The organism is Gemmatimonadota bacterium, assembly GCA_030747075.1.
Taxonomy (GTDB): Bacteria; ARS69; ARS69; order ARS69; family ARS69; genus ARS69.
The window spans coordinates 103,343-129,058 of sequence record JASLLL010000004.1; the positions used below are offsets into that span (position 1 = coordinate 103,343).

Annotated in this window: 24 protein-coding genes; 12 read left to right on the forward strand and 12 right to left on the reverse strand. The window is 67.3% G+C overall.

The features are described 5' to 3' along the window. Positions 1 to 212: 212 nt before the first annotated feature. The 6 genes from QF819_02480 (at position 213) to QF819_02505 (ending at position 8,234) form a co-directional block, all read left to right on the forward strand. Positions 213 to 1,433 (forward strand): cation:proton antiporter, encoded by a 1,221-nt coding sequence (locus QF819_02480; protein ID MDP6802027.1) that lies wholly within the window; start codon positions 213 to 215, stop codon positions 1,431 to 1,433. Positions 1,434 to 1,836: 403 nt separating this feature from the next. Continuing rightward, on the forward strand, positions 1,837 to 3,294 hold the full coding sequence (locus tag QF819_02485; protein ID MDP6802028.1) for a hypothetical protein: 1,458 nt from the start codon (positions 1,837 to 1,839) through the stop codon (positions 3,292 to 3,294). Positions 3,295 to 3,320: 26 nt separating this feature from the next. Next, positions 3,321 to 4,637: a DNA recombination protein RmuC gene (locus tag QF819_02490; protein ID MDP6802029.1), complete on the forward strand. Its 1,317-nt coding sequence runs from the start codon at positions 3,321 to 3,323 to the stop codon at positions 4,635 to 4,637. Next, positions 4,634 to 6,892, forward strand: a complete 2,259-nt coding sequence (locus QF819_02495) for a xanthine dehydrogenase family protein molybdopterin-binding subunit (GenBank protein MDP6802030.1) — start codon at positions 4,634 to 4,636, stop codon at positions 6,890 to 6,892. Before QF819_02490 ends, QF819_02495 begins: the two co-directional genes overlap by 4 nt. Beyond that, entirely contained in the window at positions 6,889 to 7,383 is a 495-nt protein-coding gene (locus QF819_02500; protein ID MDP6802031.1) for a (2Fe-2S)-binding protein, read from the forward strand. Before QF819_02495 ends, QF819_02500 begins: the two co-directional genes overlap by 4 nt. Then, entirely contained in the window at positions 7,380 to 8,234 is an 855-nt protein-coding gene (locus QF819_02505) for an FAD binding domain-containing protein (protein ID MDP6802032.1), read from the forward strand. The genes QF819_02500 and QF819_02505 overlap by 4 nt, the downstream gene beginning before the upstream one ends. Before the next feature lie 134 nt (positions 8,235 to 8,368). Here QF819_02505 and QF819_02510 read toward each other — a convergent pair whose 3' ends face one another. Together QF819_02510 and QF819_02515 are read right to left on the reverse strand one after the other, a co-directional pair. After that, positions 8,369 to 8,599, reverse strand: a complete 231-nt coding sequence (locus tag QF819_02510; GenBank protein ID MDP6802033.1) for a hypothetical protein — start codon at positions 8,597 to 8,599, stop codon at positions 8,369 to 8,371. Next, positions 8,599 to 9,084, reverse strand: a complete 486-nt coding sequence (locus QF819_02515; GenBank protein MDP6802034.1) for a hypothetical protein — start codon at positions 9,082 to 9,084, stop codon at positions 8,599 to 8,601. Before QF819_02515 ends, QF819_02510 begins: the two co-directional genes overlap by 1 nt. Positions 9,085 to 9,235: 151 nt before the next feature. Between QF819_02515 and QF819_02520 the strand changes: the two genes are divergently transcribed. Then, a complete protein-coding gene (locus tag QF819_02520) occupies positions 9,236 to 10,900 on the forward strand; it encodes an AMP-binding protein (GenBank protein ID MDP6802035.1) in 1,665 nt (554 codons plus the stop codon). Between the two features lie 11 nt (positions 10,901 to 10,911). On the opposite strand, the gene QF819_02525 is transcribed toward QF819_02520, so the two are convergent. Continuing rightward, positions 10,912 to 11,901 (reverse strand): nitronate monooxygenase, encoded by a 990-nt coding sequence (locus QF819_02525; GenBank protein ID MDP6802036.1) that lies wholly within the window; start codon positions 11,899 to 11,901, stop codon positions 10,912 to 10,914. Next, a complete protein-coding gene (gene glpK / locus QF819_02530; GenBank protein MDP6802037.1) occupies positions 11,898 to 13,928 on the reverse strand; it encodes a glycerol kinase GlpK in 2,031 nt (676 codons plus the stop codon). The genes QF819_02525 and glpK overlap by 4 nt, the downstream gene beginning before the upstream one ends. A gap of 133 nt (positions 13,929 to 14,061) precedes the next feature. Between glpK and QF819_02535 the strand changes: the two genes are divergently transcribed. Then, entirely contained in the window at positions 14,062 to 14,751 is a 690-nt protein-coding gene (locus QF819_02535) for a hydantoin utilization protein A (protein MDP6802038.1), read from the forward strand. A 28-nt stretch (positions 14,752 to 14,779) separates the two neighbouring features. Continuing rightward, complete coding sequence (locus QF819_02540; protein MDP6802039.1) at positions 14,780 to 15,913, forward strand: glycosyltransferase family 4 protein; 1,134 nt, start codon at positions 14,780 to 14,782, stop codon at positions 15,911 to 15,913. Positions 15,914 to 15,931: 18 nt separating this feature from the next. Here QF819_02540 and QF819_02545 read toward each other — a convergent pair whose 3' ends face one another. The 6 genes from QF819_02545 to hypD form a co-directional block, all read right to left on the reverse strand. Continuing rightward, the gene (locus tag QF819_02545; GenBank protein MDP6802040.1) at positions 15,932 to 16,807 is read right to left on the reverse strand and encodes a phosphodiester glycosidase family protein; all 876 of its coding nucleotides are present in this window, start codon (positions 16,805 to 16,807) and stop codon (positions 15,932 to 15,934) included. Between the two features lie 28 nt (positions 16,808 to 16,835). After that, positions 16,836 to 17,435 (reverse strand): peroxiredoxin, encoded by a 600-nt coding sequence (locus QF819_02550; protein MDP6802041.1) that lies wholly within the window; start codon positions 17,433 to 17,435, stop codon positions 16,836 to 16,838. A 109-nt stretch (positions 17,436 to 17,544) separates the two neighbouring features. Next, complete coding sequence (gene hypB, locus QF819_02555) at positions 17,545 to 18,225, reverse strand: hydrogenase nickel incorporation protein HypB (protein ID MDP6802042.1); 681 nt, start codon at positions 18,223 to 18,225, stop codon at positions 17,545 to 17,547. Positions 18,226 to 18,227: 2 nt separating this feature from the next. Continuing rightward, positions 18,228 to 18,587 carry a hydrogenase maturation nickel metallochaperone HypA gene (locus QF819_02560; GenBank protein ID MDP6802043.1) on the reverse strand — a complete coding sequence of 120 codons (360 nt, stop codon included), beginning with the start codon at positions 18,585 to 18,587 and terminating at the stop codon, positions 18,228 to 18,230. 7 nt (positions 18,588 to 18,594) lie between these two features. After that, positions 18,595 to 19,617: a hydrogenase expression/formation protein HypE gene (hypE, locus tag QF819_02565; GenBank protein MDP6802044.1), complete on the reverse strand. Its 1,023-nt coding sequence runs from the start codon at positions 19,615 to 19,617 to the stop codon at positions 18,595 to 18,597. After that, positions 19,601 to 20,218 (reverse strand): hydrogenase formation protein HypD, encoded by a 618-nt coding sequence (gene hypD / locus QF819_02570; protein ID MDP6802045.1) that lies wholly within the window; start codon positions 20,216 to 20,218, stop codon positions 19,601 to 19,603. Before hypD ends, hypE begins: the two co-directional genes overlap by 17 nt. An 11-nt stretch (positions 20,219 to 20,229) precedes the next feature. Here hypD and QF819_02575 point away from each other — a divergent pair, with 11 nt between their 5' ends. Next, a complete protein-coding gene (locus QF819_02575; protein ID MDP6802046.1) occupies positions 20,230 to 20,580 on the forward strand; it encodes a hypothetical protein in 351 nt (116 codons plus the stop codon). 8 nt (positions 20,581 to 20,588) lie between these two features. Here QF819_02575 and QF819_02580 read toward each other — a convergent pair whose 3' ends face one another. Together QF819_02580 and QF819_02585 are read right to left on the reverse strand one after the other, a co-directional pair. Next, complete coding sequence (locus tag QF819_02580; GenBank protein ID MDP6802047.1) at positions 20,589 to 21,260, reverse strand: aquaporin; 672 nt, start codon at positions 21,258 to 21,260, stop codon at positions 20,589 to 20,591. After that, positions 21,257 to 21,637: a hypothetical protein gene (locus QF819_02585; GenBank protein ID MDP6802048.1), complete on the reverse strand. Its 381-nt coding sequence runs from the start codon at positions 21,635 to 21,637 to the stop codon at positions 21,257 to 21,259. The genes QF819_02580 and QF819_02585 overlap by 4 nt, the downstream gene beginning before the upstream one ends. 192 nt (positions 21,638 to 21,829) lie before the next feature. Here QF819_02585 and xdh point away from each other — a divergent pair, with 192 nt between their 5' ends. After that, on the forward strand, positions 21,830 to 24,544 hold the full coding sequence (xdh, locus tag QF819_02590; protein ID MDP6802049.1) for a selenium-dependent xanthine dehydrogenase: 2,715 nt from the start codon (positions 21,830 to 21,832) through the stop codon (positions 24,542 to 24,544). After that, positions 24,541 to 25,701 carry an amidohydrolase family protein gene (locus QF819_02595; protein MDP6802050.1) on the forward strand — a complete coding sequence of 387 codons (1,161 nt, stop codon included), beginning with the start codon at positions 24,541 to 24,543 and terminating at the stop codon, positions 25,699 to 25,701. The genes xdh and QF819_02595 overlap by 4 nt, the downstream gene beginning before the upstream one ends. Positions 25,702 to 25,716 lie beyond the last annotated feature (15 nt).

Genomic DNA, 25,716 nt, shown 5'->3' on the forward strand with positions numbered 1-25,716 from the left:
CACTGCTTATCGCGACCGCTCTGCCCGCCGGGACGACTCCGGCACCTCCCACACCACCAGACCCCCTTCATTCCGGCTTGGGCTGAGCTCTCACTTGGACGATGATCTGACGAGGGGCGGACGGCCCCGCGGGTCCCCGGCTTCACGGGGCTGCCGACTTCCGGAGGGGCACTCTGCGCGAGCTTCCTGTCATCGTCGCGACACTGGCCGGAATGTGTGCGCTCGGGTTTCCCGTGCGCGCGATGCTCCGGCGTGCGGGGGCACCCCCGGCCGTCTCGCTGATGGCGCTGGGAGTCCTCATCGGGCCGGGCGTTCTCGACTGGATGCCCGCCGCATGGGACGGCGTTTTGGAGACGACCTCGCGCGCCGCCTTCGTCGTGCTTCTACTGAGGGCGGGGCTGGACCTTCCACCCGGGGTTCTGCGCACGGTGGCCGTGCCGGCACTCGTATTCGGGACGGTGCCGGTGGCCGCCGAGTTTGCGGTCGTCACGGGGCTGGCGCGCGTCTTCCTCTTCGATCACTGGGTGCTTGCGCTCCTCGCCGGGGTACTCGTGGCCGCGGTCTCTCCAGCCGTGATTCTGCCGACCATGCTCTCCCGCAAGAAACGGGGGTGGGGGAGCGCGCGAATGGTGCCGGATCGAATCATTGGACAGACGCTTGTGAACGCCATCCTCGCCCAGACGGGAATCCTGTGCCTCCTCGCGGTCCTGGACCCCGGACGGTCCGCGCAGGGCGCCGTGTGGAGTCTCGCGGCGTTTCCGCTCGCGGTGGTGGGCGGCGGGGCGGTCGGCGTCGCGGTGGGTCGCTGGGGGATCCCCCGCGCCGTACTGCAGGCGCTCCCGTCGTGGGCCGCCACCCTTGTCGTACTGGGCGCCGGGCTGGGCGTGTACTTCGGGTGTGGTCTCCTCGGGCTTGAGGCCGTGGTGGCGGCGCTGGCCGCGGGGGTCGCGGTCCGCGTCCGTCTCCCGGACGGCGCGCCCGGGATTCGGGCGGGGCTGCATCGCGTCTGGCAGGTTGCGGAAGTCGTTCTTTTCGTGAACCTGGGTTCGCAGATCGACCTGTCCGGGCTGAGCCGGTCCGACCTTGTGCTGAGCCTTCTCGCGGTGCTGGGGGTCGCTCTTGTCGCAAGGCTTGCCGTGGCCCGGCTGCTCGTCGCCCGGACATCACTGACGGCGCCGGAGCGACGCTGTGTGCTGCTGGCCCATGTGCCCAAGGCGACCATTCAGGCAGTGTTCGGGGCTCTGCCGCTCCTGAAGATCCGCGAATGGGGCCTCACTTCCATGGAGGACGCGGGGCAGGTCCTCCTGCTTCTCTCCGCGCTGGCGATCGTGGCGACCGCACCGATCGGAGCCTGTCTTCTGGAGCGGGTGAGTGCCCGAGCCGCCACGGGAACCCCGTCGCCTTCCTCTCGCCCCGGAGCGGTCGCGCCCTGAAGGACCCCGGGGCGGCGGAGTGGCGCGAGACGCGGCACTCGGCGAACACACTCCTTCGCAACGCAACGCTGCCGCCTCAGCGGACGCACTCTTCGCTTCGCCTGGTCGCCGTCCGGGCGGAAGTGCGCCATGTAGGTCCGTGAAGACCGGCGCTCCCCCTGTCCGGCACGCCTGTCCAGGTCCGGTGGGTGCCCCCCCCGGGTTCCCTACGGTGGAATCGACGGGCCGGACTTTGCGACCAAGGGCATTGAAGAGATCCGGTGTGTTCGAAGTTAAGATATAGTGACCATCTATCACTATTAGTCTGGCTTCTCGCGAAATATTCCAGCTCATGCTGGTATTTTTGCGGATGTTTGATAGGATTCGTGCCTGACAGAGGCATGGGCAAGGGGGGGGGACGGTCGTGACTCAGCGTTCTGATCACCGTACATCCTCCATGGATGACCCGCCGGGTCCGGGCCGCGGGGCGGCGGACCTGCGCGACTTTCTCAGCGGGAGGATTGCGGAGACGCAGGCGCGGGTCGATCGGCTGGAGGAGCTTCGGCGGGACCTGACCGGGAGCGGAGACGCCGGCAAGGCGGGTGCCGCGGAGGTTCGACGGCATCAACTGGTGCTCTGTACGCGCAGGGATCGTCTGGTGGCTCTCCTCGAAGATCCTTCGATGGCGGCCGCGCTGGACGGAAGCGGTTCGCCGCGCGCGTTGACTCCACTCTGGGCGGAGGTGGCGCGGCACCTCATGGGGGGTGGCGAGGAGGTCGACGACGAGGCGTTCCTGCGGCACCGGAAGAGCGCGGACGCGGCGAACTCGGCGGCGCGCCGCCTTGCCTCCGAGATCCAGGGCGTGCTTCCCGGGCTGGCGTTGTTGGGCCCGGAGGAAGTCAACGCCCGTCTCCATGTGTGGCTCGGGCGGTTGCGCGGATACCTGGACGGCTTCGACTTGGACGACGACGCCCAGCGCGACATTCAGCGCACCTTTGGCGAAATCAACTCCGCGCGGCGCATGCTCGGGATCGACGGGTTTCCAGATCCCCTGAGCCGGGAGTTTCGGACGGACTGGAAGCAGTATGTCGAGTTGTGGGAGGAACGGCTCGAACGGGCTCGCCTTCAGGATGAACTGGATCGCCGTGAAGACGGGCGTCTTCGCGAGGAGCGCGAGGGTGTCCGGTCGCTGGATCCGGAGGATCGCCGTCGGCATGATCTGATGATCCACGAAATCACGCAGATCCTTCGGGAGATGGCCGCCAGCGAGGAATGGTGGTCCTTTCCCGATCAGCGTGAGGAGGCGCGCGAGTATCTGCTGGGCGGAATGGAAGCCGGCGGATGCACGAACGACTCCTTCCTTGCGGCAGCGCGAGTCTTTGCTCCGCTGGTGGAGGGGGACCGGTTTCGCCCGCTTCGGCGGTCCCTGGCGGGAGAGGGGATGGACCTCTCGCGGGATCGCTCTCTGTCGGACGCGCGTGACCGTCCGGACGATCCGCTCTTCGCAAGGCTTCGACCGTCGTGGGAAGGGAAGCGCGTGGTTCTCGTGGGCGGACTGCCGCGCGAAGGCTCCCGTCGTCGTCTGGAGCGGGGGCTGGCGCTGGCGTCGCTCCGGTGGTTCGAGTACTTCCGCCACCGAAGCCAGCGCGACGAAGCGGCGGTCGCGATCCGCGCGGGGGGCGTCGATCAGGTTCTGCTTCTTGCGCGGTACGCCGGGTCCGGCATCGGCGGTCTCCGGGATGTCTGCCGAAGCATGGGCGTTCCGTTTCGCACCGTCGAAACCGGATGCGGCGTCGCCGCCGTTCTCCGGACTCTGCGCGAACTGGAGGAACCCGTCTGGGTTCACGCCTCTGAGTCGCTGGAGGAATCTCCCGTCCTCTGATAGCCTCGCCGCACCGGGAGGTGAGGATGACGGGGGTGCAGTGGGTGCCGGTTCTTGCGGGGGGCGCCGTGGCCGTGTTCGGTGCCGTGGCGCTTCTTCAGTGGCGGCGGGCTGATTCGTGGCGGGATCGTGCCGCGCGCCTCGAAGCGGAACTGCAGGCGTCGCGTGACTCCAACGACACCACCGAATCCATTCTGGAGACGGTGGAGACCCGGTTCCGCGATGCCTTCCGGTCCCTTTCGGCCGATGCCCTCTCCGAGAACAGCGACACCTTCCTCCGGCTGGCGCGGACCTCCTTCGACGGGTTTCGAGAAGCGACCGCCACCGACCTCGAGCGTCGCCGTGCCGCCGTGGATGATCTTGTGCGTCCGCTTACGGAAGGCCTCGGCCGGATCGACCGGCATCTTACCGAAGCCGAGAAGGAACGAGGCAGCGCCCATGCCGCGCTCACCGGGCAGATCGACGGGCTGTTTCGCACGCAACAGGCCCTTCAGACGGAAACGGTGGGGCTTCGCCGGGCGTTGAGCGCGCCGTCCATTCGCGGGCGGTGGGGCGAAGTGCAACTTCGTCGCGTGGTCGAAATGTCGGGGATGGCCGAACACTGCGACTTCACCACACAGGATTCGTCCTCCGACGAGGAAGGGCGCGTGTTGCGGCCGGACCTGGTGGTGCACCTGCCCGGAGGGCACAGCATCGTCGTGGATTCCAAGGCGCCGCTGGCGGCCTACCTGAAGGCGATGGATGCGTCGGGAGAAGCGGAACGCGAAGTCCACCTGCGCGCTCATGCGCAGAGCGTGCGGGATCATCTGAAGGCGCTGGGGGGAAAGGCGTACTGGGAGCGTGTTCAGCCCGGCCCGGAGTTTGTCGTGATGTTCCTGCCGGGCGAAGCGATTCTCGGCGCCGCACTCGGCAAGGATCCGGATCTGCTGGAGTACGGCGTGGATCACAAGGTGATCCCGGCCAGCCCCGCGACCCTGATTGCGCTCTTGCGTTCGGTCGCTTTCGGGTGGCGGCAGGAACGCGCCGCGGAGAGCGCGCGCGCGATTGCGGAACTGGGTCGCGAACTTCACGGGCGCATCGGTACGCTGGCCGCGCACTTCACCGACATGGGTCGCGCGCTGGGGAAGACCGTGGACACCTACAACCGCGCGGTCGGGTCGTTCGAAGCGCGCGTGTTGCCGGGCGCGAGACGGTTTCATGAACTGGGCGCGGTGGATTGTGCCGAAGTCGACTCTCCTCCTCCGCTCGACAGAGTCCCGCGCTCGCTTCGAGATCCGGCAGACCCGGCTGGTCCGGAGCGGATCTCCGAAGGCGAACCGGAGAACACGGAGATGAAGCCGTGACGCGCATCGGTGAGAGTCCGCGTCGCCCGGACGCTCTCGGGAAGGCGATCGGGACCGCGCTTTACGCGGCCGATGTCCCCATCCCCGGGGTCTTTCACGGGATGACCATCCGAAGTCCGCACGCGCACGCGAAGATTCTCGCCATTCACTGGCGACCCGAGGCGGCGCCCCCGGATTCCGTCTTTGTCTCCGCCGAGGACATTCGAGGCCGGAACGGCATCCAGATCCTTGACGACAGCTGGCCCGTACTCGCCCGCGAAGAAGTGCGGCATGTCGGTGAACCGGTGGCCCTGGTCGCGGCGATGACTCGTTCGGCCGCACTGGAGGCGGCGCGCGCCGTCGAAGTCGAGTACGAACCGTTGACGGCTGTGGCGGACATGGAAGACGCGGAGGATGTGCCGTTGCTGCACGAAATCCGGCTTGGAACGGACGGCGTCGAGGCCGCGCTCTCCCGCGCAGACCGCATCATCACCGGCGAGTATCGCACCGGCCTTCAGGAACACGCGTACATCGAGAATCAGGCGGTGACCGCGTGGTTTGAGACGGACGGGACGCTGCAGATCACCGGGTCGATGCAGTGCCCGTTCTATGTTCACTCCGCGCTGGTTCACAGCCTCGGCCTTCCGGAGGAGATGGTTCGCGTTCGTCCCACGGTGGTCGGGGGGGGCTTTGGCGGGAAGGAGGAGTACCCCAGCATGCTCGCGCTGCACGCGGCGCTTCTGGCGACGGCGTGCGGGGAACCGGTGCGGATTGCCTACGATCGCCACGAGGACATCGTCGGCACGACAAAGCGCCACCCTTCGCGCGTGCTGCATCGAACCGGTGTGGATGCGGAAGGGCACATCGTCGCGACGGACATTCGCGTCGATCTTGACGGCGGGGCTTACCGGACCCTTTCGCCGGTCGTGCTCTCGCGGGCGGTACTTCACGCGGCAGGCGCGTACCGCGCGGGAGTCGCGCGGATTCACGGGCGCGTGCTTCGGACGAATATGCCGCCGAGCGGAGCTTTTCGCGGCTTCGGGGCACCGCAGGTGCTCTTCGCGATGGAACGGCAGATGGATCGCATCGCGAGGGAGACGGGGATGAACCCGGTGGACATTCGCCGAAAGAATGCGCTTCGACCGGGCGATGCCCTCCCCACCGGGCAGGTTCTTGACGACACCACTGCGGCCGTGGAGTGCCTGGAAGAGGCGGTGCGGCGAACGGACTTCGAGCGGAAGCATGCGATAGCGGAGGCCGCGCGACATGGCGAAGCGGAGGCGCCGTCGAAAGGAATCGGGGTCTCGCTCTTTCTGCACGGGGCAGGGTTCACCGGCGAGGGAGAGCGGCGGATGCGCTCGCCCGTGACCGTCCGGCTGGACGGACAGGGGCGGATCGAACTTCTGGTCGCCAACACCGAAATGGGGCAGGGGTGCGCCACGGTGCTGCCGCAGATTGCCGCGGACTCGGCGGGGGTGGCGATGGAGGACATCGTGCTGGCGGAGGTGGATACGGCCACCGTGCCGGACTCCGGCCCGACCGTGGCGTCGCGCACAACCATGGTCGTCGGGGGAGTCGTGGCCCGCGCGGCGGGGCGCCTTGCGCGGGAGGTGCTTGCGTGGTGGAAAGAGCGCACCGGGGGAGAGGCCCCCGCGCTGCATGACGGATTGATCACCGACGGCGCGCGCGATCCCGTTCCTTTCCGGGAAGCGGCACGGCTCCGCCGGGAAGAGGTCGGCCCGCTGGAGATCACCATGAGGTATGAGCCTCCCGACTGGCAGGACTTTGACGAGACCTCCTACCGGGGGGCCGCGTATCCCACTTATGCGTGGGGCGCGAATGTCGTCGAAGTGGAAGTGGATCCTGACACGCTGGAGGTTCGCGTGGACAAGGCCACGGCTGTCTGCGAGATCGGGCGTGCGATCCACCCGGAACTCTGCCGCGGGCAGATTGAAGGCGGGACGCTTCAGGCGATCGGCTTTGGGCTCCTGGAGGAACTGAAGACGGAAGACGGGCGTATCTTGAACGATCGACTCCAGACTTACATGGTGCCGACCTCGGTCGACGCACCGGATCTGGCCATCCACCTGCTGGAGAAGCCGTGGGAGGGTGGCCCGTCCGGCGCAAAGGGCATCGGGGAGCTTCCCATGGACGGGGGCGCCCCGGCCGCTCTGCAGGCGGTGGAGAACGCGACGGGGCTCATTGCGGATGAGGCGCCCGCGACACCGGAAGTGCTCCTGGAACTCCAGGCGAATCGGAGAGCGGACGCGCCATGACCTCTCCGGGATTCTCCGTCGGGAAGGGAGGTGCGGTCCGGGTGGAGTTCCGCCTGAACGACCGGGACATCTCCGTTGACGCGTCCCCCGTTGATCGGCTTCTCGATATTCTCCGGGATCGCCTCCATCTCACGGGCACCAAGGAAGGGTGCGGCGAAGGAGAGTGCGGCGCCTGCACGGTGCTGCTGGACGGGGTTCCGGTGCTGGCGTGTCTCGTCCCGATATTCCAGTGCGCCGGGCGCGAGGTGACCACGGTGGAGGGAATCGCGGAGTCGGGTTCGCCTTTGCCGGAACTGCTGGCGGACTCGGGTGGCGTCCAGTGCGGGGCTTGCACGCCGGGGGTGCTGGTGCGACTGCACGCGCTGCTGGCGGAAGATCCGACGCCCACGCGCGAACGCGTTCGCGAGGCGCTTGCGGGGAACCTCTGTCGCTGCACCGGCTACGAGGGAATCCTGCGCGGAGTCTGCGCGAAGGAAGGAGAGGCCCGTTGATCACCGTCCACTCGCCGCGCACGCTGGAGGAAGCGGTGGAGCATCTTGCGCGGACGCCGGGCCTGGTGCCGGTCGCCGGGTGTACGGATCTCATGGCCGCCGGAGGCTTCCCGAGCGCAGGCGGCCTGCTGGATGTGACGCGCATTGCGGAGATCGGCCGGGTGGAACGCGAAGACGCATGGGTGAAGATCGGCGCGGCCGCTTCCTTCGCGCGGATCGAGGCGTCTGAGATCGTGCGGGCCGCGTTCCCCGTGCTGGCGATGGCGGCCGCCACCGTGGGCGGGACGCAGGTGCGGAACCGGGCGACCCTCGGCGGGAATCTCGCGAACGCCAGCCCGGCCGGTGATTCGCTTCCGGCGCTCCTGGCACTGGGCGCGGAGATTGTGGCGGTGGGGCCGGACGGTTTGCGGTCGATCCCGCATGACGCATTTCACACGGGCTACCGAAAGACGGCACTCGCTCCGGGTGAGATCATCGCGTGGGTGAGGATACCGTTGGAAGGACACGGGGCGGCCCCGTCTCCGGAGATCCAGCGGTTCCGAAAGGTGGGCACCCGCCGCGCACAGGCGATCAGCAAGGTCACCCTGGCGCTTGCGGCATCGCGGGAAGGGAAGAACGGCCCGCTCTCCCGAGTCCGGTTGGCCGCCGGAAGCGTCGCGGATCGACCGGTGCGTCTGCGGAAGGCGGAGGAAGTGCTGGAAGGCGCATTGCCCGGGGAGAAAGTGGCGGGCGCGGTGGAGGCGGCCGCCCGGGCCGAGGTGTGCCCCATCGACGATGTCCGTTCGACCGCCACCTACCGGCTCCATGTGCTGGGGAGAGTCGCGCGCCGGATGGTGCTGTCTATCGAATAGGGCCGCTCCCGTCAACGGACTCGTCGACGCGCTCTCGGTGGGCGGCGAGTTCCGGGTGCGGAGCCCTTCTGGTGGGAGAAGACGGGGGAAGCGATGGGCAAACGCTCTCGCTCCCCCCGCGGTAGTGATGATCCCTAGCAGTTGTGTGCGCCGCCCCCGAAGAGAATCATGCACAGGATGAACAGGCGGAACGCCTGCCAGTAGGCGATCGTCGGCAGGCGGAAGATGTCGGGCATCGTGCGGTTCCACAACCACATGACAATCGCGGGAACGAGGAAAATGACGCCCGCGGCAAGGCCGCAAAGCGCCGCGATTCCGAGCGCGCCGAGTACGCCGTCCGCGCAATCGAACATCGAGCAGTCCATCAGAGTCCTCCGGTTGGGGTTGGGGGCCGGTTCGTCGCGAACCAGCGGTCGAAGACTTCACGGTCCGCCGCATCTGCGATGAGATCCCCCGCGTCGCGTGCGCGTTCGCGAGAGGCCATCGCTTCAGTCTCCATTTCAAGCGTGGCAAACGCGCGGGCCAGCGCGTCATGAACGAAAGGCAGATCCCAGTCCGCCAGTCCCTCCGGCGTATCGTCGGCCAGTGCTTCGGAGTGCCGTGCCGCGTTCAACGCGGACGCGCCGAGGCCGAGCGCGGCATGGACACAAGCCACCAGGCAACTGGCACGCAGGGCGTGAATCGCCTCTCCGGCAAACGACCAGTGAAGACGCGCGGTATGCGCAGCGTCCAGCATGACGCGGTCTTCTTCATCGGACCGGCCCGCTCGTTCCAGAAGGTCCCACGCGAGGTTGTTGTTCTCCACCGCGAAGGCCCGGTGCGCGACGGCCTTGTCGAATGTCTGCGGCATCGTCATCCGGTTACCGTCCTTTCTCTTCGTCGAATCAGGCCACGCACGAGGTAATCCGTCAAGGATTGCCCACCCGTGAGGATAAGGTGCCACGGTGTGGTATCTTCCGGGGAAACGACACTCCGCCAAGAGCGTGAACCGGGAGGCTGGTGTGGGATCTTCAGCGGGCAGGTTCGCGGGGAGTTACCCGGCCGGAGTCCCGGCGGAAGTGGACACCGGTGAGTTCGCCTCCGTGGGCGATCTCTTCCTGGACGCGGTGGCGCGGTTTCCGGATCGACCCGCCTTCACCAATCTGGGGCGGACGCTGTCGTTCACGGAGACGGAGCGTGCGAGTCGTGACTTTGCGGCGTATCTCACGCGTGATCTCGGTCTCACCCGGGGCGACCGCCTTGCGATCATGTTGCCGAATCTTCTGCAATACCCGGTCGTGCTCTTTGGTGCGATGCGTGCTGGCGTTGTCGTGGTCAATATCAACCCGCTCTACACGGCGCGTGAACTTCACCATCAACTGACGGACTCAGGGGCTTCGGCGATGGTGATTCTGGAGACCTGTGCGCGCGTGCTCCAGAACGCGATCCACGGGACCGGCGTGCGATCGGTGGTGGTCACGGGTGTGGGGGATGCGCTGGGCTTCCCGCGATCGGCCCTTGTGAACGCGGTGGTCCGGTATGCGAAGCGTGCCGTTCCCCGTTGGTCGCTTCCGGGGGCTGTGCGCTGGCGAACGGCGATGCGAAGCGGTGCGGCGCTTCCGTTTGACGCGCCCGCGGTGGGGCAGGACGAGATCGCGTTTCTCCAGTACACCGGCGGCACGACGGGAGCCAGCAGAGGCGCGGTTCTGACTCATGGAAACATGGTGGCGAATGTGCTGCAGGCGGGCGCGTGGATCGGGCAGGAGGTGCGTCCGGGGAGAGAGGTCATGGTGACCGCGCTGCCGCTGTACCATATCTTTGCGCTCACAGCGAACGCGCTCACCTTCCTGCATGCCGGAGCGGAAAACCTGCTGATTACGAACCCGCGCGACCAGAAGTCCTTCGTGCGGGAGTTGTCGCGCTCGCGCTTCACCTACATCACGGGCGTGGACACGCTCTTCCGCGCCCTCCTGGACGCGCCCGGGTTCGACCGGTTGGACTTCTCCAGCCTTCGTCTGGGACTGGGCGCGGGGATGGCGCTTCGTCCGGAGGTGGCGGCGCGCTGGCAGGAGGTGACCGGCGTTCCCGCGGTCGAGGGGTACGGGCTGACAGAGGCGTCCCCGGCGGTTTGCCTCAGTTCCTTTTCCGCGACCGGGTACACCGGGAATGTCGGCCCGCCGCTTCCCTCCACCGAATGCGAGGTTCGCGCGCCGGACGGCGAGGAAGTTCCCTTTGGAGAAATCGGGGAACTGTGCGTGCGTGGCCCGCAGGTCATGCGGGAATACTGGAACCGCCCGAAGGAGACCGCGGCAGTCCTGGGCGAAGACGGCTGGCTTCGCACGGGGGACCTCGCGACGATGGACGCGGCCGGGTTTGTGAAGATCGTCGGGCGCGCGAAGGAGATGGCGATCGTCAGCGGGTTCAATGTGTACCCGGACGAGGTGGAGGAGGTCGTCGGCGAGCACCCGGGCGTGGCGGAGGCGGGGGCAGTGGGTGTGCCGGATGAGAAGTCCGGCGAGACAATGAAGGTCGTCATTGTGCGGCGGGATCCCGCCCTCACGGCGGAAGAGGTGAGGGCGTTCTGCCGGGAGCGGCTGGCGGCGTACAAGGTGCCGCGCGTTGTGGAGTTTCGCGAGGCGCTTCCGAAGAGCGCCGTCGGGAAGATCCTTCGCCGGGAACTGCGATAGCGCCCTGTTCGTCAGTCCGGGGAGGAGGCGGCCGCCGCGCAGCGCCGAACGATGTCTCCCGCGGGCAGGATGGACGATACGCCCCCCGCGCTCTTCCCGGCCTGAAGGTAGGCGCGCGAGTCGGCGCGGCCTTGCGCGGCGCGCTTCTGGCTCCATACTGAACGCAGCGTGTAGATGGTTCGCATGAGGTGTTTCGTTCGGGGATGCCGAAGGAGACGGCGGGCGACCGGTCCCGCATGAAGCCCGGTGCGTTCCACATGAGGCGTTCGGATCACCGAGACGGGAACACCGGTGAGGCGCTCCGTCAGCACGATGTCGTCCGCGGTGGCAGCGATGATGGCGGCCTTGTAGTCCGCCGGGGCGGTGCATTCCTCCGTGACGATGAAACGCGTCCCCATCTGCACGCCCGCGTAGCCCGCCCGGATGGCGTCGGCGAAGTCGTGCTCCGTGCCGATCCCACCCGCGCAGACAAGCGGAACACCGAGTCCGGCCAGCTCTGCGAACAGATCACCGGCGGTGCGCCCGCCCGCGTGTCCCCCGGCGCGGTTGTTCACGCAGATCAGGCCGTCGACTCCCGCGGCAAGGCTCTTCTCAGCCCAGCGCAGTTCGGTGACATCGTGGTAGACGATGCCGCCTGCCTCCCTGGCGCGCTCCACGACCCACCGGGGGTTCCCGAGGGAAGTGACGAAGAAACGCACGCCCTCTTCCAGCGCGATATCGATCCAGCTTTCCATGCGCTGCCGGTACTTCCTCGAGGACGATTCGATGAGCGCGTTCATGCCGATCGGGCGGGAGGTGAGCGACCGGATATGGCGGAGGCCTTCGCGGAAGTCATGCCCGTGGACATAGGTGAGCGACACCGGCTGCACCACGCCGATCCCGCCCGCTTCCGAGACCGCGGCCACCAGTTCCGGATTGCTGCACGGGTACATCGGGCCGCAGATGAGCGGCGTGTCGATGCCGAGGTGGCGGGTGAGCGGCGTGTCGATGAGCGCGGTCATGCGGGGCCGAGCCTCCACCGCGCGGTCGTTACCGCGACGACCTGGCCGCCCGAGTCGAGGATTTCGGCGGTGGCGTCGAAGTCCGCGCCTTCCGGCGGGACGCGCGGCGGTGTGCAGCGGGCCACGGCGGTCAGCGGCCCGCGCGCCTTCTTGCGGTACTCGGTGGAGAGATGCGTGACGATGCCGCGGACATCGGCGGGAAGAGAAGCCAGCGTGGCGAGCCCGCTCGTGACTTCGCCGAGATTGGTGAGAGCCACGGCGTGGACGGATCGCAGATGGTTGCGAACGCGCCGGGAGTCTCGCAGGCGCACAGTGGCACGGCCGGGGGCCAGTTCGACAACGCGCGGTCGGATCGTGTGCGTGTAGGGTACGCGCTTGCCGAGAAGGCGGCTGAAGAGCCACGCGCCACCGGGGTAGGGGCGCAAGCGGTTCCAGAGCGAGAGAAGTTCGTTGTCGGCGGTCTGAGCCGCGACCGTGGCCGCGGGAACAGGCGTGGCGCCTTCGTCTCCTTCGCTTTCGGCGGAAGTCGGCGCGGCCCAGTCCCGACAGCGGGTGACGGCCTTCGCCCAGCGGGCATGGCGTCGATTCCTCTCCTCCTCCGGGACGGCGGGTTCGTGGCGGCGCGCCATGCGCCACTTCTCGGCGAGTTCGTCGCGATTGCTCCAGAAGCCGACCGCCAGTCCTGCCAGGTACCCGGCGCCGAGTGCCGTCGTCTGCGTGATCTCGGGGACCTCCACGGGCACGCCGAGGAGATCGCTCTGGCACTGCATGAGGAATCGATTGCCGACCGCGCCCCCGTCCACGCGAAGCTCGGTCAGGTCCACGCCGGAGGCGCGCCGCATGGCGTCCATGGCGTCGCGCGTCTGGTGGCATATGCTCTCCAGCGTTGCCCGCGCGATGTGCGCGCGCGTTGTGCCGCGCGTGATCCCGACGATCGTCCCGCGTGCGTAGGCGTCCCAGTGCGGGACGCCGAGCCCCGTGAGCGCCGGGACGAAGAAGACATCGCCGGTGTCATCCACGGAGGCGGCAAGCGCCTCGCTTTCGGCCGCGGTCTCGATGATGCCGAGGCCGTCGCGCAGCCACTGGACGGCGGCGCCCGTGATGAAGATGGCGCCTTCGAGCGCGTATTCCACCGGCTCCTCACCGATCTTCCACGCGATCGTCGAGAGAAGTCCCTCCCGCGCGGGCGCGGGGTGATGTCCCGTGTGGAGCAGCAGGAAGGAGCCGGTGCCGTAGGTGTTCTTCGCCATGCCGGGCCGGTGGCACGCTTGCCCGAAGAGCGCGGCCTGCTGGTCCCCCGCGATTCCGGACACGGGGATGCGTCTCCCGAGGAATGCGCCGGGGTCGGTCTCTCCATAGACGGCGGACGACGGTTCGACTTCGGGGAGAATGGCACGCGGAATATCGAGCCGCTCCAGAATGTCGGAATCCCAGTCGAGCGTGCGGATATTGTAGAGGAGCGTGCGCGAGGCGTTGGAGGGGTCGGTGACATGGCGAGCGCCACCGGTGAGCTTCCAGACGAGCCAGGTGTCGATCGTGCCGAAAGCGATCTCGCCGTTCGCACAGCGGGCGGGAAGGCCGTCGTGATGGTCGAGCATCCAGCGGATCTTCGTCGCGGAGAAGTACGGGTCGATGAGGAGGCCGGTCTTCTCGCGCCAGATCGGCTCCAGCCCTTCCCGCTTCAGTTTGTCGCAGAGCGGCGCGGTTCGTCGGTCCTGCCAGACAATGGCGCGGGAGATGGGGATGCCGGTTGCGCGATCCCACAGGAGCGAGGTCTCGCGCTGGTTGGTGATGCCGATGGCGCGAATGTCGTCCGGGGATGCTCCCGCATCGGCGAGCGCCGCCTCCACCACGGCCAGCGTGACACGCCACAACTCCTCCGCGTCGTGTTCCACGCGTCCGGGCAGGGGATAGTGCTGCGTGAACTCGGAGGAGGCGCGGCCGCGGATGGAACCCGCATGATCGATCACGAGCACGGTGGATGCCGTGGTGCCCTGATCGATGGCGATCACGAATCCGTCGCTCATGGGGGTCCTTTCGCAACGGCGGATGCACCGCGCACCCGCGAGAGAGATATTGCCGGAAGGAAGTGGAGAGCGGTAGCTTCGATTTGTCCGGAAGGATCTTCCGCTTGCTCGGGCGCTGCCCGGGGAAAGGAGAGTGCCGCTCGTGCTGCCGTTTCTCTCCGGCCTGGCCGCGGGTTCGCTGCATGTAGTCTCCGGGCCGGACCATCTGGGCGCGCTGGCACCGATGGCTGCGGGCCGTCCGGCGCGGGCGGTGGGAGTGGGCCTCTTCTGGGGATTCGGCCATGGAACGGGCGTGGTTCTCTTGGGGCTGGCCGGAGTGCTGGGTCGTTCCTTGATTGATGTGGATGCCGTGAGCGGTTGGTCGGAGCGCATCGTGGGCGTGGTGCTGGTGGCGGTGGGTCTTTGGGCGATTCGTCGATCACGAACGCTCGTTGTGCACGCGCACGGGCACAAGCACCTGCATGGCGAAGGCGACGCGGGCGGCGGCCATGAGCACATTCATGTTCACCTGGGCGACACAGATCACGCGCGCGGCCGGAAGCACAGTCACCGTCGCCGCGCGGCTTGGGGAATCGGCGTGCTGCACGGAGCTGCGGGAACCGGCCATCTGGTCGGTGTCGTGCCTTCGCTGGCGTTGCCGGCGGGACAGGCGTTAGTCTTCCTTTCGGCGTATCTTGTTGCCGCGACCGTGTCGATGGGGGTGTTCGCCGGATTGCTCGGGAGCCTTACGGCACGACTCGGCCCGCGCGCTCTTCGGCCGATCACGCTTGTGAGCGGTCTCTTTGCCCTGGCGGTCGGGGTTGTGTGGATGGTGAGAGGATGATCCGGTTGATAAGGAGGTCGGTGCGCGCATGAGAGTTGCGATGATCACGAGTTACCCGTGGGATCCGGAACTCGTTCCCGGGGGCGTGACAGCGGTCGGGGCGCACATGACCCGCTGTCTGGCGGCCATTCCGGGAATCGAGCTCCATGTGGTCTGCTGCGACCCCTCCGTCGAGCGGGACATCACCACGGAACGCGACGGTGCCACCATCCACTTTCTCACCGATCGCGTGCGGTTCTCCGCGGTGACGAACCGGCTCCCGCAGCGCTGGAAGATGGCGCGGGTTCTCGGGCGCATCCGGCCCGATCTCGTACACGCGCAGGGGCTGGGAGTTCCGGCCGCCGGGGCGCTGGATTCGCGGTGTCCGCGGGCGGTGACGGTTCACGGGCTCATGTGGAACGAACCGATTGAACACCCGGCGTGGATCACGCGGCAGGGCGACCGAATCCGCCGCCGGAATGCTTACCGGCAGGCCGGTCGGTTCCGGCATGTGTTCATCACTTCCGGCCATGTCGCGCGCTCGTTGCCTCCGGAGGGCGACTATCGCCTCGTTGAAGTGAACAACCCGGTCGGTGAAAAGGTGTTTGCGATCCGGAATCGACCCGAACGGCCCCATGTGCTGGTCGTGGGTGGTCTCAGGCAGCGCAAGGATCCGATGACAAGCGTCCGCGTGATGAACCGTGTGCTGAAGGAGATCCCGGACGCCACGATGCATCTTCTCGGCGTGCCCGGCCGGACGGAACTGGACGATCAGGTGGCGGACTACATTGCGTCGTGTGGAATGGCCGACCGGGTAAAGATACTGGGACTCGTTCCGAATGAGACTCTCTACGAAGAGTACGAACGGGCGTCGGTGCTCTTGATGCCGTCGCTGGAGGAGTCGGCGCCGGTCGCGTTGGGCGAGGCCTGCGCGGTCGGGCTTCCGCAGGTGGGTACGGACTCGGGCGGGATTCCGGACATGATTCGCGAAGGAGAGACGGGGTTCGTGCGGCCGGTGGGGGACGTGGAGGCGTTGGCCGAGCGCGTGACGGCCATCCTTCGTGATGAAGGCCTTCGGACGCGCCTCGCGGCGGGCGCGCGGGCACTGGGGCAACAGGAGTTTGCGGGCGAACCCATCGCGAGAAGGACGGTCGCCGCTTATGAGGAGATTCTCAGCGGATAGCCGGGGTGCCCCGAGGCGTCACTGACCCCGACGAAGGCCGATCACAAACGGGATCCGCGTCGCCGGGAGGGTTGCGGTTGACTCGTAGAAGCCCGTCTCGAATCCGCCGATGAGTTCCAGTTCGGTGTCCCCGACGCGGACGAACAGCTGCGCCTCCGGTCCGCCCTCCAGGTGCTGTGCACAGACAAGATCCACGGGCAGCGACAGGAGAAGCTCGTTCAGGTCGTGCATGGAGAGCGCCTCTTCGCAGAAGATGAACAGCATGCGGCCGGAGGAGTCTTCGCCCAGAGCGGCTTCCGTCCAGCGGCGGGGTTGGGGGCTCCAGCGATTCTCGCCCGGGCGCTTGATGAGCCGGAGGTTTTGCGCGACGCAGCGGTAGTCCTCGCGAATGCGAGAGAGCGAGACTCCCGGCACATCGAGGTCGAAGATGTGGAAGGGGGATTCTCCGGGGCGGACCGGGTCGAACGCCACGGCCGACTGGTAGTCGTTCACATGCGAACTGTTCGTGTGACTCCCGACTCGGCAGTAGCCGACATGGGTCGAGTAGTCCGTGGCGAACATTCCCGCGTTGATCGCGGCGACGAGATCATGGTCCGCGCACCAGTCGCGAGCGGTCTTGCGCGCGCCGTCGGTGAGTTCGCTGGCGCAGAGGAGGTCCGGCGTCCACAGCGCGGGGTCGGCCCGGAGGACGGTGACGGTCGTGTTGTCGCCGCCCGTGGGGAATCGCGCGAGATCGAGCCCTTCGGCGAGCGGTGTCCAGGGGGAGGCGGCGGTGGCGGCGGCCGTGAAGCAGAGCGTCAGGATGAGTGCGGTGCGCAGAGAAGCGCGGAGGTGGCCGCAGGCAAATCCTCCCGCGGCCATTGCGCGAAGCGACGTCGGCGAACACAGCGACATGCACTGCCCTCCGTCGTTCATGTGATGGTCAGAGCGTCTGCGCGTGCTCGGACAGGTACTCGGCCACGCCCTCGGCGGATGCCGTCATGCCGGACTCGCCCTTCTGCCAGCCGGCCGGACAGACTTCGCCGTGCTCCTCCGCGAAACGAAGGGCCTCGACCATGCGAAGCATCTCGTCCACATTCCGGCCGAGCGGCAGGTCGTTCACGACCTGATGCCGGACGATGCCCTCCTTGTCGATCAGGAAGGACGCGCGCAGCGCGACACCGGCCGGGTGCTCCACGCCGTAGTCCTGCGTGATCTTGTGGGTGATGTCCGCGACCATCGGGAAGCCGACCGGTCCGATCCCGCCCTTTTCGACCGGGGTCTGGCGCCATGCCGCGTGCGTGAAGTGGGAGTCGATCGAGACCCCGACCACCTCAACGCCCAGCGCCCGAAATGCGTCCAGCCTGCGATCGTGCGCAATGATCTCGGTGGGGCAGACGAAGGTGAAGTCCAGCGGCCAGAAGAAGAGCACCACATAGCGGCCCTTCAGGCCCGACAGGGAGAAGTCGTCCTGGATCTGCCCGTTCGGCAGGACCGCGGCCGAGGTGAAGTCCGGCGCTTCCGTCGCAACAAGAACACTCATGCTTACTTCCTCCACTATTCCTCTGTTTTTGGATTCAGGGGAAAGCATCGTACAGGTTTGCCCGGAGGGTGTCCAAAAAAACCGGCCCGCGATTCACGCGGCGGCCCGGTCACGCGGTTCGTTCCTCGCGCACGGCGGCGATGGTCTCACGAAGATAGCGGAACCAGTCCTCCATCCCCTCGCCCGTGCGTGCGCTCGTCTTGAGAACCGGGGCATCCGGGTTGACTTCGCGAATGTGCCCGAGGAGTTGGTCCATTTCGAAGTCGAGATGCGGAATGAGATCCGTCTTCGTAATGACGATGGCGTCCGCGTTTCGGAAGATGAGCGGGTACTTGACGGGCTTGTCCTCTCCTTCGGTCACCGAAACGAAGGTCACCTTGCGGTCCTCGCCCAGACGGAAACTGGCGGTGCAGATCAGGTTGCCGACATTTTCGATGAAGAGGAGGTCCAGTCCGTCGAGGTTCAGCGCAGCCAGACCTTCGCGGACCATTCCCGCATCCAGATGGCAACTGCCTCCCGCCGGGCCGCCGGTGTTCACCTGGACGACCGGCGCGCCGTGGGCTGCAATCCTCTCCGCGTCGTGACTGGTGTTGACATCGCCCTCGACCACGCCGATCGGGGTCTCGTCACGCAGCGCATCGAGCGTGGCCTCCAGGAGTCGTGTCTTTCCCGCGCCGGGCGAGGAGACGAGATTCAGAGTCACGATGCCGCGGCGGGCGAGTTCGCCGTGATTGCTCGCGGCAACGCTGTCGTTGAGCTTCATGATGTCCCGCACGACCTTGACTTCCATCGTCACCGCTCCTCTTCGTCGGCGAAGAGGATGCTCTCGACGAGCATCTCCTTCCCGCCGGTGATTTCAACCGCGAAAGAACCGCACTTCGTGCAGACGAAGCACGCGGACTCGCCGATCCAGTCGTGGCCGCAGTCCTTGCAGTGCAGCGTCAGGGGCACTTCCTCCACCACGAGCCGACTCCCGGCCAGGGGGCCTTCACTCGTGAGGAGGTCATAGTAGAACTCCACCGGGCCGCGGACCGCGCCGGAGAAGAGCCCCAGCGAGAGTCGCACTTCCCGGACGGGGGCGGGGACGGCAAGAGCGCGCACTTCCTCTTCCACGGCATGAACAAGCGCTTCGGTGATGGAGTACTCGTGCATGAGGCGCCTAGCAGATTCTGGGGAGCATCTCCCCGGTGAGCATATCCACGATTCTCTCCCCGCCGATGGAGGTGCGCAGCGTGACCCGTCCGGGCGGACCCTCGCGCACTTCTCCGATGCGACACGCGTCCGCGCCCGCCGCGTGTGTGCGGAGGATGCGCAGAGCACGGTCGGCATCCGCTTCAGGGACCACCGCGATCATGCGTCCCTCGGACGCAAGATAGAGCGGATCGAATCCCATGATCTCGCACGCTCCGCGAACTCCCGGGCGCAGCGGGATGCGCTCCTCGTCGAGGCGGATGGCGACGCCGCTGGCGGATGCGATCTCCCCCAGGACCGTGGCCACTCCCCCCCGCGTGGGGTCGCGCAGTGCGTGCAGCGGGATGGCGTCGTCCGCGAGTGCGCGCACCAACCCGTTCACGGGCGCGACATCGCTCTTCACTTCCCCGTCGAGCGAGAGCCCGGCGCGGAGCGTCATGAGGCAGATCTCGTGATCGCCAAGTGTTCCGCTGGCGAGAATGGCGTCGCCCGGGCGGGCGCCGGTTCCCGTGGGGGTGATCCCGTCGGGAAGGATGCCGAAGCCCGCGGTGGTGATGAAGATCCGGTCGGCGTGCCCGCGCGGCACCACCTTTGTGTCTCCCGCGACCACGGTCACTCCCGCCTCCTTCGCGGCGGCGGCCATGGAGTCCGCGATTCGCACCAGGTCGGCGACGGGAAGGCCTTCCTCCAGGATGAAGCCCGCCGTCAGCCAGCGCGGCTGTGCGCCGGTCATGGCCACATCGTTGACGGTTCCGCAGATGGCGAGGCGTCCGATGTCGCCGCCCGGGAAGAAGACGGGGTCCACGACGAAGCAGTCCGTGCTGACGGCGAGTCGCCCGGCGGGGATGTCGCCGACGAGCGCGCCGTCGTCCAGGACATCCAGCGCGGCGTTGGAGAAGCGCGGGAGGAAGACAGCCTCCACGAGATCGTGCGCGAGCTTCCCGCCGGAGCCGTGGGACAGGAGAATGTGTTCGTCAGTGAGAGTCGGCATGGTGGCCTCCGTCCGGGCCGTACTTGAAGTGTGCGGCGCAGGTTCCCTCGCTGGAGACCATGCACGCTCCCACGGGGTTTTCCGGCGTGCAGGCGGTTCCGAAAAGCGGGCACTCCTCCGGCGCGGCCAGTCCCTGCAGAATCTGTCCGCAGATGCAGCCCTTGTGCTCGCGAGTGGGCTCCACCTCTACGGGGATCCGGCGGTCGGCGTCGAAATCCGCGAACTCCTCCCGGATGGCAAGTCCACTTCCCGCGATGACGCCGATGCCCCGCCACCATGCGTCGGCCGGTTCGAAGACGCGGTGCAGGATTTCCAGTGCACGCGGATTTCCTTCTTCGCGGGCAATCCGTGCGTACTGGATCTCGACCCTTGCATGGCCGCGAACGGTCTGCGTGCAGAGCATGTCGATTGCGTGGAGAACATCCAGCGGTTCAAAGCCCGCGATGACGACACCGAGCCCGTGCTGCCCGGCAAGGAAGCGGTACGGACGCGCGCCGATGATCGTGGAGACATGGGCCGGGCCGAGGAAGCCGTCGAGCTTCAGTTCTCCCGTGGCGATGGCGGCCAGCGCTTCCGGAACCGTCTTGTTGGCACCGCTCACGAAGTAGTTGGTTGGTCGTCCGGCTCTTTCAGGGGTCGATCGCAACGATTCTCGGCAGGATTGTGGCCGAGGACATCAGTGGAGCGTGGCGGCGGTACCTGGCATTCGCCATTTATGTGGTGGGCGTGTCCGGGGGTGTTCGTGTCTGGGATCTGGAGAAGTACATCACGCCCCGGCCCGAAGAGGCGGAAGCCATCGTCCTCAATGCGGAGCGGTGGACGCTGGAAGTCTACCGAACGATCATCGGCACGCTTCAGGGTGTGGCGTGGATGCTGCTGGTGTTCTTCCTGTTCGCGCTGGTGGCGTATGTGATCGTTCGCGGACTGGAGGCGAAGCGGACGACTCCGACAGCCGGGGAGTAGATCCCCGGTTATTCCTCCACGGGAGTAGGTGGCACGGACCCCTGAACGTACCGGAAGACCCATGTTGCCGCCGCGGCTCCGGCAATGGGTGCTGCGATGTACAGCCACAGCGCGTCCCACTGGCCGGAGACGATTGCCGGGCCGAGTGAACGCGCCGGGTTCATGGACGCACCGGTCAGCGGCCCGCCGAGAAGCGCTTCCCAGGTGACCGTTCCGCCGATGGCGACTCCGGCCATGATCCCCTTTTCCATGTGCCCGGTGGACACATTGAGGATGACGAAGACCAGGAAGAAGGAGAGAGCCGTCTCCACCACCAGAGCCTGGGGTACCGTCACCGACGGCAGTGTCGCGCCCAGCGTCTCATGCTCGGGAAACAGCACGCGCAAGAGAAGGGCGGCCGCGATCGCTCCTGCCAGCTGGCTTCCGATGTACGGGAGAACCGCCTTCCCTTCCAGGCGTCGGGCGAACAGGAAGCCGAGCGTGACCGCCGGGTTGATGTGCGCTCCGGAGATGTTGCCGATTGAGTAGATCATGGCCATGACGACCAATCCGAACACCACGCATACGCCCAGGTGCCCCAGCGTTCCCGGGAACAAGTCGTTGACGATGGCGGCTCCGCAACCCGCAAACACCAGCGCGAATGTGCCGACGCCCTCCGCGATGAACCGGTTTCCGTTCATGAGTCTCCTCGCGCCCGGTGAGAGGGCGATCCGGCGGCTTCCGTAGTCTTCGCGGCCTGCTGAAACGAGCGCGCTCCTGCGGTCGCGTCCAGCCCGTACTTCTCCCATGCGGCAATCAGCGACGGGCCGCCCCCTTCCGCCCATGCGGAGTCGTAGACGCGGAGCCCTTCGGTGAGCCACGCCTCGTCGCACTCTTCCCACCGGTTCAGCAACGCGGGGATGTTGTGGACGGCCTCCATGAGGTCCGCCAACCGCGCGCTCTCCCCTGCGGACAGGCCCTTCTCCTGCCCACGGTGTGCGGTCGCGCGGGCTTCGAGGATGGCGCGGGACAGAACTTCGAGACAGGCGGAGCGTTGAGGCTCCGGTGCGACAGACATGGGCGTTCCCCTTCGATGGGCGTGCCGTACGGAGTCATGGCATGGATTGGCCGGTGGATGAAACCGGAGCACTGGCGGCAGTGTACGGGGTATCCATTCCCCGCGCCAGCTTCGCCTTGCCCGCGCGCCGCTGCCGCCGGGCCGTCCCCGCCGCCGTCGCCGTCCTTGCTGGAATCGTGCTACCTTCGCCCCATGAACTCAACCCCGCTCTCTTTCGTGCTGGATGGTGTGGATCGCGACGTGGCGGTCGAATCCGGCGAGTCGCTTCTCGAGGTCCTTCGCGAACGCTGCGGCGTCCGTTCCGTGAAGGATGGATGCAGCCCGCAGGGTCAGTGCGGGTGTTGCCTCGTGCTGGTGGACGGTTCGCCAAAGCCCGCCTGCGCCGTCCCCGCCGCGAAAGTGGAGGGAAGGACCGTCACGACACTCGCCGGTGTGCCGCAGGCGGATCGGGATCTTCTGGCGCTTTCCTTTGCCGCCGCGTCGGGAGTCCAGTGCGGGTTCTGCACGCCGGGGATTGCCCTTCGGGCGTACGCACTGGTGGCGCAAGACCCGGCGCCCGCCCGATCGACCATCGCGAAGGCGCTGCACGGTCACCTCTGTCGCTGCACGGGCTACACGAAAATCCTCGACGCGATCGAGCTCTTTGCGGCCGTTCGACGCGGCGACGCATCGCCCCCGGAACCGGCGCGTTCCGGTGGCGCGGGCGAAGGCGTGGGCGTGCGGCTGCGGAAGTACTCGGCCGCCGAACTCACTCTCGGGGAGCGTCCGTTTGTCGACGATCTTTCACCGCCCGGCGTGCTTCACGGGGCTGTGGCGCTGTCCGCGCATGTCCGTGCGCGCGTTCTCTCCATCGACACCACGGAAGCGCGTGCGCTGCCGGGGGTGCACGCCGTGGCGACCGCTGGCGATGTCCCCGGAGAGCGTTTCTACGGGCTCATCGAGCGCGACTGGCCGGGGCTGGTCGCGCCGGGAGAGGAAGTGCGCTGTACAGGCGACATTCTCGCCGCCGTCGCGGCCGACAGTCGGCGGATCGCCCGGGAGGCCGCCGCGCTCGTGCGCGTGGAGTACGAACCGCTTCCGCCGGTGCTGGACACGAAGGCGGCCCTCGCCGAATCCGCCCCGCGTGTCAATCCGGCCAACCCGAATCTTCTTTCGCGTACGGTGGTCCGCCGGGGTGACGCCGCGGCGGCGATGGCGGGTAGTGCGCACACGGTGGCCGGGGTCTGGCGCACGCAGCGGATCGAGCACCTCTTCCTGGAACCGGAGAGTTGCGTGGCGGTTCCCGCTTCGGCGAATCGCGCTCGTCGCGCATCCAACCCAACCTCCACGCCGCGTCTTCACCTCTACACCCAGGGGCAGGGCGTCTTCGACGACCGAAGACAGGTCGCGGCCTTCCTCGCGATGGATGAAGACGACATCTTCGTCGAGCTTGTCCCGAACGGCGGCGCGTTCGGCGGCAAGGAGGACATGTCGATTCAAGCGCACGCGGCGCTGCTGGCGATGATGACGGATCGGCCGGTCAAGCTCACGCTGTCGCGCGGCGAGTCGGTTCGCGTGCACCCGAAGCGGCATCCCATCGAACTGCGCTACGAGGCAGGGTGTGACGAGGAGGGTCGCCTCACGGTCGTGCGGGCGCGCATGGTCGGGGACACCGGCGCGTATGCGTCGGTGGGTGCGAAGGTGCTGGAGCGCTGCGCGGGGCATGCGTGCGGTCCGTACAAGGTTCCGTGCGTGGATGTGGAGGCGGTGGCCGTCCACACGAACAACCCGCCCGCGGGTGCCATGCGCGGATTCGGCGCGAACCAGGCTTCGTTCGCGATGGAAGGCGTGATGGATCTGCTTGCCGAGAGGGCGGGGCTGGATGGCTGGGAGATGCGTCGCCTGAACGCGGTGGAAGTCGGCGATGCCGTGACTACCGGACAGGTGCTCCACAAGTCGGTCGGGATGGTGAAAACGCTCGACGCCATCAAGCCGCACTGGGACGCCGCTCGCGCTGCCGGATTGTCTGCGGGCATCGCGTGCGGCATCAAGAACTCCGGCATCGGCAACGGCGCCGTGGAGTGGGGCAAGGCGCGACTGGTCGTGGAAGATGACGGTACCGTTTCCATACTGAACGGATTCACGGAGATGGGGCAGGGCTTGCTCACGGTGCTCGTCCAGATTGCGGTGGAGGCCACCGGGCTTCCGGCGTCCGTCTTCCATCCCCGCGTGGATTCCACCTTTGCGCTCGACTGCGGGCAGACCACCGGGTCCCGCGCGACGCTTCTCGGTGGCCGGGCGGTGAAGCGTGCCGCGGAGAAACTCGCGGGAGCACTGGTTGAAGGGCACAGCCTGCGTGACATGGCCGGGCGTGTGTTCGCGTCCGACATTGTGGTGGACGACACGGTCGCGCCCGACCCGTCCGGGATGGCGACGGATATCAAGACGCACACTTCCTACGGCTTCGCCACGCAACTGTGCATTCTGGATGAGAATGGACGCGTGGAGCGCTTTGTTGCCGCGCATGATGTCGGGCGGGCGGTCAATCCCGCACTCTGCGAAGGGCAGATTGAGGGCGCGGTTCACATGGGCCTGGGGTATGCGCTCACCGAAGAACTGCCGTGCCCCGAAGGCCGGCCGGTGACAGAGAAGCTTCGGGAAATCGGGGTCCTGCGCGCGGCGGATATGCCGGTGGTGGAGGTGATTCTCGTGGAGGATCCGGAACCGGAGGGTCCGTACGGCGCCAAGGGAGTGGGCGAGATCGGTCTTGTGCCGACGGCGGGTGCGGTGGCCGGTGCTCTTCACGCCCACGACGGCATTCGCAGGACGGATCTGCCCATGCGCGACTCTCCCGCCGCGCTGGCCATGAGCGTGCCGAGGCCGCGTCGTCGTGTGCGTACCGGGGACGATGCGGGGGGGACGCCGTGACTCCGCTCGCTCGACTGCACGCGGCAGGGCTGGACGCTACCGACTGCCAGGTCCACGGCGGTTTCGTCAACGCCCACACGCACATTTACTCCGCGCTCGCACCGATGGGGATGCCCGCGCCGGAACCGCCGCCCTCGGACTTTCTGGAGATTCTCCAGCGCGTGTGGTGGCGGCTCGACCGGGCACTCGATGCGCAGAGCCTTCGCGCTTCGGCAAGACTCTACGCGGCGGAATCACTCCTTTTCGGCACGACCACGCTCATTGACCATCACGAATCGCCCGGCATGATCGACGGTTCGCTCGACATCCTCGCGGACGCCTGCGAGGAAATGGGCATTCGCGCCGCCCTCGGGTACGGCGCCACAGAGCGCAATCGGGGACGCATCGAAGCGCGGGAGGGACTGGAGGAATGTCGTCGCTTCCTCACCTGGAGGGGCGCGCCGCAGCGGGAGTCCGACGCGTCGCTGGAATCCCCGCCGCTTCTTCGCGGATTGGTTGCGCTCCATGCCTCATTTACCGTCTCCGATGACTCGCTGGTCGAAGCGGCCGCGCTCTGTCGCGAACTGGGTGCGCCGATGCACATCCATCTGGCGGAAGATGCCGCCGATGTCGCGGATGCCCGCAAGCGCGGTCACGCGGGACCGCTGGAGCGACTCCTTGCGCACGACGCGCTTCCCGCGGGATCCATCCTTGCGCACGGCGTGCACCTGGATGCGGATCAGGTGAGAATGGCACGCGACAACGGGCTGTGGATCGTCCAGAATCCGCGCTCGAACCGGGGGAATCGCGTCGGGTATCCCGGGGCTCTGGCCGCCGCCGACCGCGTGGCGCTCGGAACGGACGGGTACCCTTCGGACTCCGCCGCGGAGATTGCGGCGCTTCTCGAAGAGGCTGCCCTGCACGGCGATGACATGGCCTCCGCCCGGCGCCGTCCGGATGCGGGGCGGGATCTGGCCGGTGCCCTTTTCGGCGAACTGCGTGACGCGTGCGCGGTGGAAAAGACAGGAGTGGTCCGCCAGTTGATTGTGAATGACCGCGTGGTCGTTCGGGATGGTCGGCTGGTGGCGGAAGACATCGAGGCTCTTCGGGCGGAGGCGGCAGCGGAAGCACCCACGCTCTGGGAGCGCATGGCCGTTCAGGACGAGCGGTTTTCCTGAAGAGGGAGGCGAATC